This window comes from Burkholderia sp. BCC1972, from assembly GCF_905339605.1.
In the GTDB taxonomy this organism is placed as follows: domain Bacteria; phylum Pseudomonadota; class Gammaproteobacteria; order Burkholderiales; family Burkholderiaceae; genus Burkholderia.
The window spans coordinates 1-14,067 of record NZ_CAJPGH010000018.1 but is presented as its reverse complement, the minus strand read 5'-3'; the positions used below and the strand labels follow the sequence as shown (position 1 = coordinate 14,067).

The 14,067-nt window shown below is 67.3% G+C and carries 15 protein-coding genes; 7 read left to right on the top strand and 8 right to left on the bottom strand.

What is annotated here, in order from left to right; translation table 11 throughout:
* The first annotated feature begins 187 nt into the window (after positions 1 to 187).
* Positions 188 to 391: a cold-shock protein gene (locus tag U5798_RS23815; protein WP_006483056.1), complete on the top strand. Its 204-nt coding sequence runs from the start codon at positions 188 to 190 to the stop codon at positions 389 to 391.
* 466 nt (positions 392 to 857) lie between these two features.
* Positions 858 to 1,121, top strand: a complete 264-nt coding sequence (gene infA, locus U5798_RS23810; protein ID WP_006483034.1) for a translation initiation factor IF-1 — start codon at positions 858 to 860, stop codon at positions 1,119 to 1,121.
* 171 nt (positions 1,122 to 1,292) lie between these two features.
* Here the strand turns inward: infA and U5798_RS23805 are convergent, their stop codons facing one another.
* Positions 1,293 to 1,472 carry an alpha/beta hydrolase gene (locus U5798_RS23805; RefSeq protein ID WP_322083408.1) on the bottom strand — a complete coding sequence of 60 codons (180 nt, stop codon included), beginning with the start codon at positions 1,470 to 1,472 and terminating at the stop codon, positions 1,293 to 1,295.
* Between the two features lie 233 nt (positions 1,473 to 1,705).
* On the opposite strand from U5798_RS23805, the gene U5798_RS23800 reads away from it, so the two are divergent.
* The gene (locus U5798_RS23800; RefSeq protein ID WP_322083407.1) at positions 1,706 to 2,953 is read left to right on the top strand and encodes an alkaline phosphatase family protein; all 1,248 of its coding nucleotides are present in this window, start codon (positions 1,706 to 1,708) and stop codon (positions 2,951 to 2,953) included.
* Positions 2,950 to 3,192, top strand: coding sequence for a hypothetical protein (locus tag U5798_RS23795; RefSeq protein ID WP_322083406.1), 243 nt, complete (start codon positions 2,950 to 2,952; stop codon positions 3,190 to 3,192). Before U5798_RS23800 ends, U5798_RS23795 begins: the two co-directional genes overlap by 4 nt.
* Positions 3,193 to 3,209: 17 nt before the next feature.
* Here U5798_RS23795 and U5798_RS23790 read toward each other — a convergent pair whose 3' ends face one another.
* The 7 genes from U5798_RS23790 to U5798_RS23760 all read right to left on the bottom strand — a co-directional run bounded on the left by U5798_RS23790 (position 3,210) and on the right by U5798_RS23760 (position 11,562).
* Entirely contained in the window at positions 3,210 to 4,589 is a 1,380-nt protein-coding gene (locus U5798_RS23790; RefSeq protein ID WP_322083405.1) for an MFS transporter, read from the bottom strand.
* A gap of 197 nt (positions 4,590 to 4,786) precedes the next feature.
* On the bottom strand, positions 4,787 to 5,818 hold the full coding sequence (dmpG, locus tag U5798_RS23785) for a 4-hydroxy-2-oxovalerate aldolase (protein ID WP_322083404.1): 1,032 nt from the start codon (positions 5,816 to 5,818) through the stop codon (positions 4,787 to 4,789).
* A gap of 16 nt (positions 5,819 to 5,834) precedes the next feature.
* Positions 5,835 to 6,734 (bottom strand): acetaldehyde dehydrogenase (acetylating), encoded by a 900-nt coding sequence (locus U5798_RS23780; RefSeq protein ID WP_278642991.1) that lies wholly within the window; start codon positions 6,732 to 6,734, stop codon positions 5,835 to 5,837.
* Positions 6,735 to 6,747: 13 nt separating this feature from the next.
* Complete coding sequence (gene dmpE, locus U5798_RS23775; protein ID WP_124447235.1) at positions 6,748 to 7,530, bottom strand: 2-oxopent-4-enoate hydratase; 783 nt, start codon at positions 7,528 to 7,530, stop codon at positions 6,748 to 6,750.
* A 109-nt stretch (positions 7,531 to 7,639) separates the two neighbouring features.
* On the bottom strand, positions 7,640 to 9,022 hold the full coding sequence (locus U5798_RS23770; protein WP_322083403.1) for a DUF1329 domain-containing protein: 1,383 nt from the start codon (positions 9,020 to 9,022) through the stop codon (positions 7,640 to 7,642).
* A 40-nt stretch (positions 9,023 to 9,062) separates the two neighbouring features.
* Entirely contained in the window at positions 9,063 to 10,628 is a 1,566-nt protein-coding gene (locus U5798_RS23765) for a DUF1302 domain-containing protein (RefSeq protein ID WP_322083402.1), read from the bottom strand.
* 154 nt (positions 10,629 to 10,782) lie between these two features.
* A complete protein-coding gene (locus tag U5798_RS23760; protein WP_322083401.1) occupies positions 10,783 to 11,562 on the bottom strand; it encodes an SDR family oxidoreductase in 780 nt (259 codons plus the stop codon).
* 137 nt (positions 11,563 to 11,699) lie between these two features.
* Here U5798_RS23760 and U5798_RS23755 point away from each other — a divergent pair, with 137 nt between their 5' ends.
* The 3 genes from U5798_RS23755 to U5798_RS23745 form a co-directional block, all read left to right on the top strand.
* Positions 11,700 to 12,536 (top strand): alpha/beta hydrolase, encoded by an 837-nt coding sequence (locus U5798_RS23755; RefSeq protein WP_322083400.1) that lies wholly within the window; start codon positions 11,700 to 11,702, stop codon positions 12,534 to 12,536.
* A gap of 62 nt (positions 12,537 to 12,598) precedes the next feature.
* A complete protein-coding gene (locus tag U5798_RS23750; protein WP_322083399.1) occupies positions 12,599 to 13,387 on the top strand; it encodes an SDR family NAD(P)-dependent oxidoreductase in 789 nt (262 codons plus the stop codon).
* Positions 13,388 to 13,425: 38 nt separating this feature from the next.
* Positions 13,426 to 14,067: electron transfer flavoprotein subunit beta/FixA family protein (locus U5798_RS23745; protein WP_322083398.1), on the top strand; the 642-nt coding region annotated here is incomplete at its 3' end.

Here is a 14,067-nt window from a genome sequence, read left to right as displayed (position 1 = left end):
CTGCACTGCATCGAAATGGCTTGACGAACCGGCTGCGACAGCGTAGTGTCTACGGTCGAAGTGTTCAAGAAGTCCGATTGCTCATCATTGGCCGCATTCCGTGCGGCAGTCGTTGGTCTCTCCCTCTTTGAGTCTTTCTGTGCCCGTCGTGGGCGCATGTTCAATTATTTGTATTAAGGAAGTATTTGTGGATACCGGTACCGTCAAGTGGTTCAACGAAACCAAGGGCTTTGGTTTCATTTCCCCGGACAACGGCGGCGACGATCTGTTCGCCCATTTCTCGGAAATTCGCGGCACGGGCTTCAAGACCCTGGCCGAAGGCCAGAAGGTCAGCTTCGAAGTGAAGCGCGGCCCGAAGGGTCTGCAAGCGTCGAACATCACGCCGCAGTAAGCCGCATCGGCATCGGTCGCCAGCGGCGGCCGCTGCCGGATGGAGTTTCGCGCGATGCGCCGCTTTGGCGGCGCCAGCGCGTTCCGATGCGCACGACCGATGCATCGCGACATTCACGATGCATCGGTCGTGACGCCTCCCTCCTCGCATGCCTGAACGGCGTGCGACGTAACGCCCTCGTAAAGCGCTCGCCGCTTCGCGAGCGCATCACCGCTTCAACGCATCAACCTGAGCAGACCGCCGCCATGCCGTAGCCGGCGCGGTCCCGACTTGCGCGGCGCTCATCCCGCCGCCGCCACCGACCGCCCGAACGCCGCAACGCGCCGGGCTCCGATCGCAAGACGGGCCCGTTGCCCGTCTGAACGAACCGATCCCCGGCAGCCTGCCGGCGGCCGTCCCGTTGCGGGATACGGCGCCGGGCAGATCGCCGCGGCCGCGGTCTATCACCTTGTCTGGAGGAATTGGTTTGGCAAAAGAAGAACTGCTGGAACTCGACGGAATCGTCGACGAAGTGCTGCCGGACAGCAAATACCGCGTAACGCTGGAAAACGGCGTCGTGGTTGGCGCGTATGCGTCGGGCCGCATGCGCAAGAACCACATCCGCATTCTCGCGGGCGACCGCGTGACGCTGGAACTGTCGGTCTACGACCTCACGAAGGGCCGCATCAACTTCCGTCACAAGGACGCGAACTCCCCGCGTCCGCCGCGAAGCGGCCAGCCGCGTCGTTAAGCGGCCACGATCGGTGCGCGGCACATCGCGCACGCGGTCGACATCCGTCCGGCCACTCGGCCGGACGAACCGGATGAACGGCACGTTGCATGCCGTTCGTCGGTCGCCGGCGGCGCCATCGCGCCGCGGCGGCCAACCCCGCCTTTACCGGCTACTGCGCGTGCGCAACGCTCAGGCAGCCGCGTCCCGCAGGAAATCCTCGACGATCATCGCGAAGTACGGCGGACATTCCTGCATCGGGTAATGCCCGCAATTCGGTATCGCCACGAGCTGCGCGTTCGGATGCCATGCGAGGAACGTCGCCTGCATCGCCGCCGTGTCGAGCCCCGGATCCTTGTCGCCCACGATCACCAGAAAGCGCGTATCGAGCCCGCGGATGTCGTGACGCTGAAAACCGCATCGGCCGACGGCTGAACCGGCAGGCGGTGAAGCCGTTCGTATGACGCTTTACGCGCGGGGGGGCGCGGTCGTACACTCGTCGGCAATTCGCGGCCCGCGCGCCTGGCTTTCAATCCCTTCAGTGGCTTTCAGCGGGCCTGCGACCGTGCCAGCCGGACATTCGTCGCGCGACGCCAGGAGGCGCCATGAGTGCAGACGCAGCCCCCGCATCCCCGTCCGTTCAGGACCGCATCCAGCACGTGTTCGTGCTGATGCTCGAGAACCGCTCCTTCGATCACCTGTTCGCGCTGTCGGGCTATCGCGACATCGTCGCCGCATCGCCGGGCAACAGCAACGCATACGGCGGCGCGGTCTATCCGTTCGGCGGCGGTGCGCCGGACCGGATGCCGACCGATCCGTGCCACGAATTCACCGACGTGCTCGAGCAACTCTGCGGCGCGGGCGTGCCGTTCGTGAAAGGGCAGGCCTATCCGCCCATCGGCAATTCCGGCTTCGTGTCGAATTACGCGACGTCGCATTCGGAAGGCACCCCGCCGCAGCCGGCCGACGCGGGCAAGATCATGCAGGGTGTCGACGTCGCGACGCAGGCGCCGTCGTTGCACGCGCTCGCGAACGCGTTCGTGCTGTGCGACGCGTGGCATGCGTCGATGCCGGGGCCGACCTGGCCGAACCGCTTCTTCCTGCACGGCGCGTCGTCGGCCGGGCTCGACCATTCGCCGACCAAGGAAGAGATGGCCGGATGGGATGCATTCGACGGCTTTCCGTATCCGAAGGGCTCGATCTTCGGCGCGCTCGGCGACGGCAACTGGCGCATCTACCAGGACCAGACGGGCGACCCGCTCGGCCACGTACCGCAGGTTGCGTCGCTGAAGGGCGTCAGCTTCTTTGACATCGACGATCTCGCGCATTTCGAAGCCGATCTCGCGGCCGGCTACACGGCGCGCTACACGTTCATCGAGCCCGGCTACGGCGACATCGTGCACGGCACCTATCGAAACGGCAGTTCGCAGCATCCGATGGACGGACTGGCCGGCGGCGACCAGCTCGCCGCGCGCGTGTACAACGCGATCCGCAATTCACCGGTGTGGAACAGCAGCCTGTTCGTGATCGTCTACGACGAGCACGGCGGCTTCTACGATTCGGTCAAGCCGGGCGCCGCGCCGCCGCCGAACGACGGCGCGGCCGCGACGCTGAACGCGAGCGGCTTCGGCTTCGACGTGTACGGCGTGCGCGTGCCGGCGGTCGTGATTTCGCCGTGGGTCGCGGCCGGGCAGGTCGATCACACGCCGTACGACCATGCGTCGGTCGCCGCGACGCTCGAGCGGCTGTTCGGCTTCCCGCCGCTGACCGATCGCGACCGCCTTGCCAACGACCTGCTGACGCTCGTGACGACAACGTGCCGGACGGATTGTCCGCAAAGGATCGGAACATGAGTACGACCCCGGACCCGCGCGATGCGCTGCCCGTGCGCGACGGCACGAGCCTGATCGCGTATCTGCACATCCTGCGCAAAGCGCATGCGGCGCTGGTCGGCCAGGACAAGGCGCATCAGCGTTTCAGCGAGATCGTCACGCGCGGACAGGCGCGGCAATATATCGAGGAACTGATGCCGGCGTTGCTGCAAAAGCGCGCCGAGCATCGGGCGCGCAAGCACGGCGGGAAACATCGTTGAGCGGGTGGAGCGGTGGGTCATGCAGCCTGCTGCACGCTGGTCGCCGACACTGCCGCGCCTGTCAGTTGAATCATCGCGCCGGCAAACATTGCCGCGCGCAATCCTGCCGCGCCGCCGTGCGCGGCCGCGAACAGCGTACCGAGCACCGCGATCCCGAGTGTCGCGCCCGTCATTCGTGCGACGTTGACGAGCGCGCTCGCGGTGCCCGAACGCGCGGCGTCGACTGCGCCGACCGCGACGGTCATCAACGGGCCCGTCGCAATTCCCATCCCGAGCCCCGTCAACGCGAGTCCGGTTTCGGCGCCGAGCAGGCTCGGTGAACCGGCGGACGCGCCGATCACGGCGAGTCCGCTCGCGATCACCGCGACGCCGCCGGCCGTCGTCGCGCGCGCGCCGATTCGCTCGGACAGCGGCCCCGACCACGGCGATACGACGACGAACACGAGCGCCATCGGCAGCAGCGCGAGGCCGGCGCCGGTCGAATCCAGGCGGCCGATGCTTTGCCACGTCAGCGGCAGCAGGAACAGCACGCCGTACATCCCGAATGTCATGCCGGCGGTCGCGGCGATCGCGCCACGAAACGTTCGAATTCCCAAGATGTCGAGCGGCACGAGGGCGGCTTCTCCATGGCGGCGCTCGATCGCGACGAACGCGACGAGCGACGCAACTGCGACGCAGCCGGCGAGCACGCCCGCGGCCGGCGAATCGCGGAACACGATCGCCGCATACGCAAGTGCGCCGAGCGCGAGCGCCCCCGTGACTTGCGCCGCGCCGTCAAAATGCCGGCCACGCGGATCGGACGACTCGGGCACCGCCGGGATCGCGAGCAGCATCGCGGCGACGCTCAGCGGCACGACCACGAAGAAGATGCTGCGCCAGCCGAAATGACGAATCAGCACGCCGCCGAGCGTCGGACCGATCGCCATCGCCGCGCCGTTGCATGCGGCCCAGATGCCGAGCGCACGGCCGCGATCGACCGGATCGTGCCACACGACACGCACGATCGCGAGCGATGCCGGCAGCAGCAGTGCCGCGCCGACACCGGCCAGCGCGCGTGCGGCGATCAGCGCCGTCACCGACGGCGCGAGCGCGCACAGCAGCGATGCGACGGTGAAGATGGCGGTGCCGGCGATGAAGATGCGGCGCCGGCCGTGCAGATCGGCAAGCAGCCCGCCGGTGAGCAGCAGCACCGCGTAACAGAGGTTGTAGCTGTCGACGACCCATTGCAACGCACCGACGCCGGCGTGGAAATAGTCGCCGATCGCGCGTGTCGCCAGATTCACGACGGCCGTGTCGACCTGCGCGACGAGCACGGCGATGCAGAGGGTCAGGAGGGTGAGGCCGCGTCGTTTGACGATACGTTCGGCCAGTGCGGCGAGTTCTCCGGGATGAGCCACGGGCGGTGCTCCTCGAGTGTCGGTCCATCGAGCTTAGGTGCGGTCTGCTGACAGCGTGGTTTCAGCAGGGGCCGGCTGATGCACCACGAACGCTCGCAATTCCGATGCCCGCCGCGAAGGCCACTGGGCGGCGCGCGGAAATGCCAAACGGGGCTTTCGCCCCGTTTGGCCATCGCGACTCGTGCGATGCCGTCCGCTCAGGCCGCCACCGCCCGCGCCCGCGCCATCGTCAGCGCCGCATCCTCGATCATGTCCTCCTGGCCGCCGACGAGCCGCTGCCGGCCCAGCTCGACGAGAATGTCGCGCGCCGGAATCCCGTACTTCGCCTCCGCACGCTTCGCGAACAGCAGGAACGACGAGTAGACGCCCGCATAGCCGAGCGTCAGCGCATCGCGGTCGAGGCGGATCGGCGCGTCCATGATCGGCACGACGAGATCCTCGGCGACGTCCGAAATCGCGAACACGTCGACGCCCGTCTCGATCCCCATCCGGTCGCACACCGCGACGAACACTTCCATCGGCGTGTTGCCCGCGCCGGCGCCGAGGCCGGCCGCGGCCGCGTCGATCCGGTTCGCGCCGGCCGCAACCGCCGCGACCGAGTTCGCGACGCCCATCGCGAGATTGTGGTGGCCGTGGAAGCCGAGTTCCGTCTCCGGCTTCAGCGCATCGCGCACCTGGCCGATTCGTGCGGTCACGTCGTCGGGCAGCATGTGACCGGCCGAGTCGGTGATGTAGATGCAGTTCGCGCCGTAAGACTCCATCAGCTTCGCCTGCACGATGAGCTGCTCCGGCGACGACATGTGCGCCATCATCAGGAATCCGACCGTATCGAGCCCGAGCGTGCGCGCAAGGCCGATATGCTGCTCCGATACGTCCGCTTCGGTACAGTGCGTCGCGACGCGGATCGTGCCGACGCCGAGTGCGTGCGCCATGCGCAGGTGCTCGACGGTGCCGATGCCGGGCAGCAGCAGCGCCGAGACCTTCGCCTGCTTCAGCTCCGGAATCACGGCGCTCAGGTACGCCTCGTCGGTGTGCGCGGGGAACCCGTAGTTGACCGACGCGCCGCCGAGGCCGTCGCCGTGCGTGACCTCGATCAGCGGCACGCCGGCCGCGTCGAGCCCGCGCGCGATGTCGCGCATCTGGTCGAGCGTGATCTGGTGGCGCTTCGGGTGCATCCCGTCGCGCAGCGACATGTCGTGGACGGTGATCTTCTTGCCTGCAAGTGACATCGTGTGGCTCCTCGGCTCAAGCGGTGGCGGCCGTCGCGGCCAGCATCTGTTCGGCGAAACGCTCGGCGGTGGCGGCCGCGGCGGCGGTCATGATGTCGAGGTTGCCCGCGTATTTCGGCAGGTAGTCGCCGAGCCCTTCGACTTCCATGAACACCGACACGCGATTGCCGTCGAACACCGGCCCGTTCTTCAGCGTGTAGCCGGGCACGTAGCGCTGGACTTCCTTGACCATCGCATGCACGGACGCGGTGATCGCGTCGACGTCGGGCGGCCCGTCGGTCAGGCAGTGGATCGTGTCGCGCATGATCAGCGGCGGCTCGGCCGGGTTGATCACGATGATCGCCTTGCCCTTGCGTGCGCCGCCGACCTGTTCGATCGCGCCGGACGTCGTGCGCGTGAACTCGTCGATGTTCTTGCGCGTGCCGGGGCCGACCGAGCGCGACGACACGGTCGCGACGATCTCGCCGTACGCGACCGGCTGCACGCGCGATACCGCGTACACCATCGGGATCGTCGCCTGGCCGCCGCAGGTCACCATGTTGACGTTCGTCTGCGCGCTGTCGAGATGCGCGTCGAGGTTCACCGGCGGCACGCAGTACGGGCCGATCGCGGCGGGCGTCAGGTCGATCATCTTCACGCCGAGCGCGGTGAGCTTGTCGGAGTTGTCGCGGTGCACGTACGCGGACGTCGCGTCGAACGCGATGCGGATGTCGTCGGCGGCAACGTGCGGCAGCAGCCCGTCGACACCCTTGTCGGTGGTCTTCAGGCCGAACTCGCGCGCACGGGCGAGACCGTCGGATGCCGGATCGACGCCGACCATCCATACCGGTTCGAGCACCGTCGAGCGGCGCAGCTTGTATAGCAGGTCGGTGCCGATGTTGCCGGGCCCGATCAGCGCGCATTTGATTTTCTTCATCAGGATGGTTCCTTTAGATAAAGCGGACGTCGCAGCCGCCGATGCCGGAGATGTGCATCGACAGCGTGTCACCGGCCGTGACCGGAATCAGTTTCGCGAGCGAGCCGGACAGCACGATCTCGCCGGTCAGCAGCGGCACGTCGTACGCGGCGAGCGTGTTCGCGAGCCACGCGACCGCGTCGGCAGGGTGGCCGAGCGCCGCGTCGCCGCGTCCTTGCGCGACGCGCTCGCCGTTCTTGTCGATCGTCATCTCGCACGCGGCGAGATCGAGCGTATGCGGGTCGACGCGCGCATCGCCGAGCACGTACACGCCGCACGACGCGTTGTCGGCGACAGTGTCCTCGATGCGGATCGCCCAGTCGCGGATGCGCGAATCGACGATCTCGAAGCAGGGCGCGACGGCGGCCGTCGCGGCGATCACGTCGGTGCGGTCGATGCCGGGGCCGCGCAGGTCGTGCGCGAGGATGAACGCGATCTCGCCTTCGGCGCGCGGCGCGATCAGCGAATCGGCGGCAATCGCCTCGCCGGCCGCGTAGTGCATGCCGGACAGCAGGATGCCGAAATCGGGCTGGCGCACGTTCAGCATGTCCTGCACGGCCTGGCTCGTCACGCCGATCTTCTTGCCGACGACCGCTTCGCCCTGTTCGACGCGACGCTCGATGAAGCGCTGCTGGATGCGGTAGGCGTCGTCGAGCGACAGCCGGCGCGGACGGTTCGACAGCGGCGCGACCGGCGCACGCGCGTGCCACGCGGCGTACAGTTCGTCGCCGAGTGTCGTATGCAGGCGGGAAGACATGAAAGGGCCCTCGAATCTCGAATGGAAAAGGCCGCCGTCGCGGGCGGCGTCGTGTGCCGGAGCGGGACTCCGGCGCGTGGGTCGCGGCCGCGCCGCGTCAGTGGATCGATCAGTTGCCCGAACTGCGGATCGCGTCCGGCGAGAAGTACGCCTCGTTGAACTGCGGGCTGTTGTCGAGCTTCGGCATCGGGCCTTCGTTCGTCAGGCGGTCGGCGAAGTACGCGCCGGAAATCAGGTCGTGGTAGAACACCGCGCTCGGGTAGAACGTCTTCGCGTCGAACGCATACAGCGACGTCGCGACGTTGGTGCGCCACAGCTGGCCGCGCGCATCGTAGTTGTCGGCGAGCAGCGATTGCCAGGAGTCCTCGTCGATGTACAGCACGCGCTTCGCATACTGGTGGCGATAGCCGTTCTTCAGTGTCGCCTGCAGCACCCACACGCGATGCAGTTCGTAGCGGAGGTACGCCGGGTTCTCGTGGCCCTTGGTCAGCAGCTCGCCGTACTTGATCGCGCTGTCCATGACCTTGTAGTTGTCGTACGGCACGTAGATCTCGCGCTTGCCGACGATCTTCCAGTCGTAGCGGTCGCCGGGGCCGTTGTACAGGCGGTCGTCGTCGACAGTGCGAAAACCGCCCGCGCCCGACGGCTGGTCGTACCCGTACTCGGGCGCCTGGCGCACGCGCCGCGTGCCGGGGTTGTACATCCACGTGCGCGACGCGTTGTCGGCGCCGGCCTTGTCCCAGTTCTGGAAGCCGACGATCAGCGAGCCGCGGTCCGACAGCGGCAGCTCCGTCGCGTTGCGGTAGTACGTGCGGTTGTTCAGGTCGTTCTTCACGTCGTACTTGCCGACGTTGCGCGGCGAGTAGATGTCGTAGCGGATCTTGCCCCACGCGATGTTGCCGTCCGAGTACACGACCGCCTGGTCGTAGGTCGCCTGCTCGGCGCCGATCGCCGACGAGAAGCGCTGGTTCCACAGCAGCTCGGCGGCCGTCTTCGGGATCGGGTACGGCACCGTCGGCGGCGCGTTCGTCAGGCCGTTCGCATCGGGCGTCATCGTCGACTCGGGCGCGTATGTGCGGATGTCCTTGTAGAGGGCATCCGGGAAGCGGAAGTCGCGATGGCTCGGATAGACGTTGATCTTGAACGTGGCCGGATAGCGCTTGAACATCGCCTTCTGGCCGTCGGTCAGGTGCTCGGCGTACTGCGCCATGTTCTCCGCGGTGATCGTCGCGATCGGTTTCTCGCTCGCGAACGGATCGGGGTAGCGGCTGCCGCGCTTGTACTGCACGTCGGGCGGCGTGCCGAGCCACTTGCCGGTCCACTCGGGCACGCCGTTGTCCTTGCTCGCGGCGCGCACCGCGCCGACCGGCGTCAGCGGGCCGTCGAGCGCCTTCAGGTCGTCCTGCGTGACCTTCGGGAACGACGCCGTCGCGACGACCGCGCACGCGGCCATCACCGACGCGCGCAGGAGGGGAAGATGAATGCGTTTCATATCGATCCTCGTAGTGCTGAATGACGAGCGGCCGAGCCGCTCAGAAGTGGTAGGTCGCCGTGGCCAGCACGTAGTCGCGATCCGACAGCGGACGCGTGACCGGATTCGGCGAACCGAGGAACTTCGCGTAGACGAGCGACAGCTGCAGGTTGCTCAGGCGCGTGAACGTCACGCCGGCCGTCACGCGGTGATCGCCCTGGCCCGTCAGCGAGCCGAGCGCGCCGGCGAGCGGCGACGTGCCCGTCAGGTCGTGCGTGTAGGTCAGCGGCACGTCGAGATCCCAGCCGTTGAACACGTTCTTGTAGCTGAGCGTCCACGCGATCTCCATCGCGAGCGCGTTGCGTGAATTCGCGAGCGTGGTCGAGCCGTCGAGCGCCGAGATGCGGCCGGCGTGCACGTACGTGAGTTCGCCGATCAGCGATTGCGAGTTCGCGAGGAAGCTCGGCCCGATCGAGTAGATGCCGGACAGGTTGGTCTGCAGCACGTTCGCGCGCGTCGATTGCGGGCCCGTCGGCGTATTGACGAGCACGGCCGCGCCCTGGCGGTACGACACTTCGCCCGCGACGTTCACGGGGCCGACCTGCGTCGAGAAGCTCGCGCCGGTCAGCTTGATGTTGCTGAAATAGGTCTGCTGATACTGGAGCGTCGGGAAGTACGTCGTGACGACGCTCGGATTCATGTCGTTGTAGTGCAGGTGGTACAGGCCGACCTCGGTGTCGCCGAGCACGCGCACGCGCGCGCCGATACCCCACTGGTTGCGCGCGCTCGGCTTGTCGTCGGGGCCGCGCGGAATGATCATGCCGCCCGGGCCGATGATGTATTGGGCACCAGGGCCCGTGACGTCGGAGTAGCTCCAGTACGTGCCGGGCGCGGTCAGCCGGTTCTGCTGGTACGAGAACTGGTAGTAGCCGAGCAGGCTGAAGTTCGGCGTGATCTGCCACTGCGTCGAGATCTGCGGCACCGGCAGCAGGATGTCCTTCACCTCGGCGCCGGCCATGTACGACTTGGTCGCGTCGGACGGCCCCTGCGCGCCGGCGATGTTCGGGAAGAACAGGCTTTCACCCCATGCGACCACCTGGTCGCCGACCTTCACGTTCAGGCTCGTCGAACCGATGTGGAAGGTGTTGTACGCATACGCGGCGAGCAGCGTCGTGTGGCCCCCCGACCAGTAGCGCGCATCGCTCGTGAAGTCGTTGTACTGGCCAGCATGGTTCACGGTGCCCGGCGCGTCGTTGTAGTTCGGGCGGCGATAGGCCTGGTCGTAGAACGTGTCCGCGCGGACGAACACGCCCCAGTCGTCGTGCTTCAGGTTCACTTCGCCGAGCAGGCTGACCTGGTTCTCGATCAGCTTGCTCTTCGCGAAGTTGCGGTCGCCGTCGTCGCCGTTGATGTTCGCCGGCGTCAGCAGATTGCCGCTCGGTGCGCGGGTGCGCATGCCGAGGCCGTAGCTGAGCGTGAACGTGTAGTCCAGCGTCGTGTCGGCGCCAAGCTCGATCGTGCTGCCGGCGTGCGCACCGGGAACGGCGCACGTCAGCAGCGCGGCGGCCAGCGTCGACAGCGTGGCGGTCGCCCGCTTGTCGGTACGGCGCGAAATCCGTTGATGCATGGTGTCTCCTCTTGGGGTATCGACGACGGTCGACTGTGTGTGTTGTCGTGAGAGGCAGAGTAGGGAGATCGCGGTAGCAGGGAATCGTCGAAATGAACTAGATGACTTCCCTAGGACTGGAAACGAATTGCCCGCACCGCTTGCATTGCGCGGGTCAGCGCGCGTCGGCCTGCGCGGCCGACAGGAACGCGGGCCGTTCGCCGCCGCCGTCGAGCCGCAGGTTCGTGCCCGACGTGTACGACGCATCGGGCGACGCGAGGAACAGGCAGGCGGAGGCAACGTCGTCGGGCGTCGCGAGCCGCCCGGCTGGAATCGTCGCGCGGATCGCGTCGAGCGCGGCGGCGTCGCCGTAATGGCCTTCGGTGGCCGATTCGGTCTGCACGAGGCTCGGGCTGATCGCGCACACGCGCACGCGCGGCGCCCACTCGACCGCGAGCGACGCGACCGCATTGACGAGGCCCGCTTTCGCGGCGCCGTACGCGGCCGTGCCGGGCGACGGTCGCGACGCGCTGACGCTTGCGATGAACAGCATCACGCCGCCTGCCGGTTGAGCCTGCATGATCGCGTTCACGCGCTGCGCGAGCTGCAGCGGCGCGATCAGGTTCAGCCGCACGATCGAATCGGTGAAGCGCGGCGATGCATCGGCCGCGAGCGCGAACGGCGAGCCGCCCGCGTTGTTGACGAGCACGTCGAGGCCGCCGGCCGTCTCGCGGATCGCCGCGAGCATCGCATCGACCTGCTCGACGTCGCGCAGGTCGGCCGCGATGAAGGCCGCCGAGTGGCCATCGGCCGAAGGTGGCGCATCGGGTGCACTGCGCCCGCAGACGAACACGCGTGCACCTGCCGCGAGAAACCGTTCGGCGATGCGCCGCCCGATGCCCTTGGTGCCGCCCGTCACGAGCACCGTCTTGCCGCTGTAGTCGAATCCGTTCATCGTTGCCTCCGTTTCGGTGGGCCGATGATAGGAAGAAGTGCGTGCGGCTTCGTAGTCTGAAAGGATGATGCCGGCCGGCGCCGGCGGCGCAATCATCGTGGCAGGCATCCATCGAACGACGAAGGAGACAACCCGCGATGACGACCCTCACGACGCCGCCGGCCGGCATCTTCACCGACGTACCGGGCGGCATGCGCCTGCACCATTTCGAGGCGGGCGAGGGCCGGCCGGTGGTGTTCATCCACGGCAGCGGCCCGGGCGCCAGCGGTTTCAGCAACTTCAAGCACAACGTTCCGGCGTTCGCGGCGGCCGGCTACCGCGCGATCGTCGTCGACCTGCCGGGCTACGGGCAGTCGTCGAAGCCGTCCGACGTCGCCTATACGCTCGATTTCTTCGTCGGCGCGCTGCATGCGCAACTGGCCGCGCTCGCGATCGGGCCGGCCGTGCTGCTCGGCAATTCGCTGGGCGGCGCGATCGCGCTCAAATACGCGCTCGACTACCCGGACGAAGTCGACGGGCTGATCATGATGGCGCCGGGCGGGGTCGAGGATCGCGACACCTATTTCCGGATGGAAGGAATCCAGCGGATGGTGCAGCTGTTCACCAATCGCCAGATGAATGACGACACGATGCGCGAGCTGCTGACGCTGCTCGTGCACGATCCGGCGATCGTCACCGACGCGCTCGTCGCCGAGCGGATGAAGGTGTGTGTCGAGCAGCCGACCGAAGTGCTGTCGACGATGAGCGTGCCGAACCTGACCGGTGCGCTCGGCGACCTGCGCTGCCCGATACTCGGCTTCTGGGGCACGGACGACCGCTTCAATCCGGTCGGCGGCGCGCTGAAATTCCTCGAACACTGTCGCGACGCGCGCTTCGTGCTGATGAACCGGTGCGGCCACTGGGTGATGGTGGAACACGCCGATTATTTCAATCGGGAATGCCTCGATTTTCTTGCGACGCGGAACACGCGATAACGCCGGATGCCCTTGAAGGCCGCCGCGCATGCGGGCGGCCCGTATGAATCTACGGAGACACCATGAAACTCATCGAAGAACTGTTCGACCTGCGCGGCAAGGTGGCCGCGATCACCGGCGGCGCGCGCGGCATCGGCGCGGAGACGGCGCGCACGCTGGCTGCGGCCGGCGCGAGTGTCGCGATTCTCGATGTGCTGTCGCAACCGGCGGAAGCGCTGGTCGGGGAAATCCGCGCGCAGGGCGGCCAGGCCGCGTTCTGGTCGCTCGACGTGACGCACGAGGCCGACGTCGCGCGCGTGTTCGGCGAGATCGTCGCGCGCTTCGGGCGCCTCGACGTGCTCGTGAACAACGCGGGCATCGAAGGGCACAACGTGCCGACGCACGAGCTCACGCTCGCGCAGTGGCAGCGCGTGCAGGACGTGAACGTGAACGGCGTGTTCCTGTGCACGCGTGCGGCGATTCCGCATATCGACGCAGCCGGCGGCGGGTCGATCGTGAACCTGTCGTCGATGTACGGGATCGTCGGCGGCCCCGACGTGCCCGCATATCATGCGTCGAAGGCCGCGGTGCGGATGATGGCGAAGGTCGACGCGATGCTGTACGCGGCGAAGAACATCCGCGCGAATTCGGTGCATCCCGGCTATATCCGCACGCCGATGCTCGAGGACGCGTTCCGCCAGATGGGGCAGGACCCCGATCGCGCATTCGAGTACATGCAGACGCACGTGCCGATGGCGAAGATCGGCAGCCCGCGCGACATCGCGGCCGGCATCCTGTATCTCGTGTCGCCGGCAGGCCGCTACGTGACGGGCGCGGAGCTCGTGATCGACGGCGGGTATACCGCGCGCTGATACGGCGTGGCGCACGCAACGGAACAGGAGACAGGCAGTTGAAAGTGTTCGTGGCAGTGAAACGCGTGGTCGACGCGAACGTGAAGATCGGCGTGAAATCCGACCGGACGGGTGTCGACATCGCGAACGTGAAGATGTCGATGAACCCGTTCGACGAAATCGCCGTTGAAGAAGCCGTGCGGTTGAGGGAAGCGGGCGTCGCGACCGAAGTGATCGCGGTGTCGGTGGGCGTGACGCAAGCGCAGGAAACGCTGCGCACGGCGCTGGCGATCGGCGCGGATCGCGCGATCCTCGTCGAGTCGAACGACAGCGTCGAGCCGCTGGCCGTCGCGAAGATCCTGAAGGCGCTGGTCGACAAGGAGCAGCCGCAGCTGGTGATCCTCGGCAAGCAGGCGATCGACGACGATTCGAACCAGACGGGCCAGATGCTGGCTGCGCTGGCAGGTCTCCCGCAAGCGACGTTCGCGTCGAAGGTCACCATCGCCGATGGCAAGGCCACGGTTGCACGCGAAGTCGACGGCGGCGCGGAAACGCTGTCGCTGACGCTGCCGGCGGTCGTGACGACCGACCTGCGCCTGAACGAGCCGCGCTACGTGACGCTTCCGAACATCATGAAGGCGAAGAAGAAGCCGCTGGAAACCGTGAAGCCGGAAGACCTTGGCGTGGACGTCGCGCCGCGC

What these genes read in the sequence shown, in the direction of transcription:
- dmpE (WP_124447235.1), bottom strand. Translation starts at nt 7,530, where the DNA reads ATGTCTTCCCGCCTGCATACGACACTCGGCGACGAACTGTACGCCGCG.
- U5798_RS23765 (WP_322083402.1), bottom strand. Translation starts at nt 10,628, where the DNA reads ATGCATCAACGGATTTCGCGCCGTACCGACAAGCGGGCGACCGCCACG.
- U5798_RS23750 (WP_322083399.1), top strand. Translation starts at nt 12,599, where the DNA reads ATGAAACTCATCGAAGAACTGTTCGACCTGCGCGGCAAGGTGGCCGCG.
- U5798_RS23800 (WP_322083407.1), top strand. Translation starts at nt 1,706, where the DNA reads ATGAGTGCAGACGCAGCCCCCGCATCCCCGTCCGTTCAGGACCGCATC.
- U5798_RS23755 (WP_322083400.1), top strand. Translation starts at nt 11,700, where the DNA reads ATGACGACCCTCACGACGCCGCCGGCCGGCATCTTCACCGACGTACCG.
- U5798_RS23795 (WP_322083406.1), top strand. Translation starts at nt 2,950, where the DNA reads ATGAGTACGACCCCGGACCCGCGCGATGCGCTGCCCGTGCGCGACGGC.
- U5798_RS23760 (WP_322083401.1), bottom strand. Translation starts at nt 11,562, where the DNA reads ATGAACGGATTCGACTACAGCGGCAAGACGGTGCTCGTGACGGGCGGC.
- U5798_RS23780 (WP_278642991.1), bottom strand. Translation starts at nt 6,734, where the DNA reads ATGAAGAAAATCAAATGCGCGCTGATCGGGCCCGGCAACATCGGCACC.
- U5798_RS23770 (WP_322083403.1), bottom strand. Translation starts at nt 9,022, where the DNA reads ATGAAACGCATTCATCTTCCCCTCCTGCGCGCGTCGGTGATGGCCGCG.
- dmpG (WP_322083404.1), bottom strand. Translation starts at nt 5,818, where the DNA reads ATGTCACTTGCAGGCAAGAAGATCACCGTCCACGACATGTCGCTGCGC.